Source organism: Geodermatophilus maliterrae (assembly GCF_041018925.1).
Lineage (GTDB): Bacteria > Actinomycetota > Actinomycetes > Mycobacteriales > Geodermatophilaceae > Geodermatophilus > Geodermatophilus maliterrae.
This window is the reverse complement of the sequence record NZ_JBFNXQ010000195.1, coordinates 1-2,051: the sequence shown is the minus strand read 5'-3', so window position 1 is coordinate 2,051 and position 2,051 is coordinate 1. Positions and strand designations below refer to the sequence as shown.

The 2,051-nt window shown below is 79.2% G+C and carries 2 protein-coding genes; both read right to left on the bottom strand.

Annotated elements, in window-relative coordinates; all coding sequences use genetic code 11:
- The coding region (murJ, locus tag ABQ292_RS26385; protein WP_369210668.1) for a murein biosynthesis integral membrane protein MurJ at nt 1-1,416 on the bottom strand (1,416 nt) is incomplete at its 3' end.
- On the bottom strand, nt 1,413-2,051 hold a 639-nt coding region (locus ABQ292_RS26380; RefSeq protein WP_369210667.1), incomplete at its 5' end, for a hypothetical protein. The genes murJ and ABQ292_RS26380, both read right to left, overlap by 4 nt.

Here is a 2,051-nt window from a genome sequence, read left to right as displayed (position 1 = left end):
GGCCAGCCCGGCCAGCCCCGCGGCCCCCACGACCCGCGCGGTCACGGCCAACAGCGCCAGACCCGCGACGGTCACCCCGAGGCTGTGCCCGGCGGCCAGGGCCGGCGCCCGGTCGGCCGCCGGCAGCGCCGTGGCGAGCACCACGTCGGCGGCGACGGCCAGCAGCCAGCCACCGAGCACGCACACCGTGGGCGCCTTCCACAGCCCGCGGGCGTACAGGGCCCGGGTGAGGACGGCGACCAGCCCGTAGCCGGCCAGCCCGGGCGCGAAGGCGAGGATGGTGTCGCGCAGCGCGGCGACGTCGTCGGCGGTGCCGGTGACCAGGAAGACGCGGGCCATGGGACCGGCGACGGCGGCGAGCACGGCCGCCGCGGCGAGCGTGGCGACGACGACCAGCACGGTCACCGGCGCCAGCGCCCGCCGGTAGCCCGCCTCGTCGCCGATGTCGGCCCGCTCGGCCAGCAGCGGGTAGGCCGAGGTGGCCAGCGGCACGGCGACGGCGGCCCACGGCAGGAGGAACAGCGTGAGGCCGGCGGTGTAGGCGACCTGGGTGCCGTCCGGGGCGCCGTCGTTGGCCAGCCGGATGGCGACGGCGGCCACCAGCTGCTGGCCGGCCAGCGTGAGCACGCCCGCGACGGCCAGCCGGCGCACCCGCGGCGCGGCACCGACCGGGAAGCGCAGCGACGGCCGCAGGCCCAGCCGCAGCCGGCGCACCGGCAGCACCAGCGAGAACGCCAGCGCGGCCACGCCGAGCGTCGTCCCCACCCCGAGCACCAGCTCGGCCGGGGTCGAGAGCTGCTCCACCGACCGGGCGCCGCCCAGGACCGCGAACAGCGCGCAGGCCGACGCGACCACCACGCTGGACAGCAGCGGCGCGATCGCCGGCCCGGCGAAGCGGCGGTGGGCCTGCAGGACGCCGGTGAGCACGATGCCGATGCCGTAGAGGACGACCTGCGGGGCGAACACGAGCAGGAAGCGGGCGGCCAGCGCGACCTCGGCGTCGGTGCCGCCGCCGAGCAGCAGCCGGGCGATCGGCTCGGCGAGGACGGCGAGCAGCGCGGCGAGCGGGACCAGCAGCAGCAGCGTCCAGCCCAGCAGCGCCGAGGCGGTGCGGCGGACCTGCTCGCGGTCGCCGGTGGCGATGCCGCCGGCCAGCATCGGCACCACCAGCGAGGCCAGCGCCCCGCCGGCGACCACCTCGAAGACGATGTTCGGGACGGTGTTGGCGGCGGTGTAGGTGTCGCCGGTGCTGCCGGCGCCGACGGTGTTGGTGAACACCAGCGTGCGGCCGAAGCCGGCCAGCCGGGCCAGCACGGTGAGGACGGCGATCAGCGCCGCGGCACCGGCCACGCCGTGGGCGAGCTGACGGCGGCGTCCCGGCGCGGTCCCGGTGGCCGCCGGCCCTCCCGGGCTCATGCCGGGCGGCGGCCGAGCCGGTCGAGCTCGCGCAGACCGGGCGTGGCCTCGATGACCCTCGTGAAGCTGACCCGCTCGCTGGCGAGGGTGAGCGCGGTGACCGCGGCCAGCAGGGCCGCCCGGGCCGGTCGCCCGGGGGCGGCGGCCAGCCGTAGCCCGAGAACCGCGCCGAGGGCGTTGGCGCCGGCGTCACCGAGCATCACCCGCTCGCCGAGGTCGGCCGGCAGCACCGCCAGCGCCGCGCCCAGCGGCCCGGCGACCAGGTCGCCGGCCGGGCCGCGCAGGGTCGCCGCCGCGGCCAGCGCGCCGGCCTTGGCCGCCCGCCCGGGGCGCAGGTCGAGCAGGTTGACCAGGTTGGCCGTGCCGGCGACCAGCCCGGTGGTCAGGACGGCGTCCACGCTGGCGAGGCGATGGAACGGCCCCGCTGCCCGGTCCCCGGCCGAGCGGAGCGGGGCACGGGGGGCAGCGGGGTCCTTCACGAGCAGCGCGGCGACCGCGGCCGCGGCACCGATCCCGGCGACCTTGACCGCCCCGGCCGACACCCGCCCGGCACGCAGCGCGCGCAGGTGCCCGGCCAGGCCCTTGTCCCGCGCCTGCTCGGGCCGGGCGCCGGCGAGGTCGTCGTAGCCGCCGAC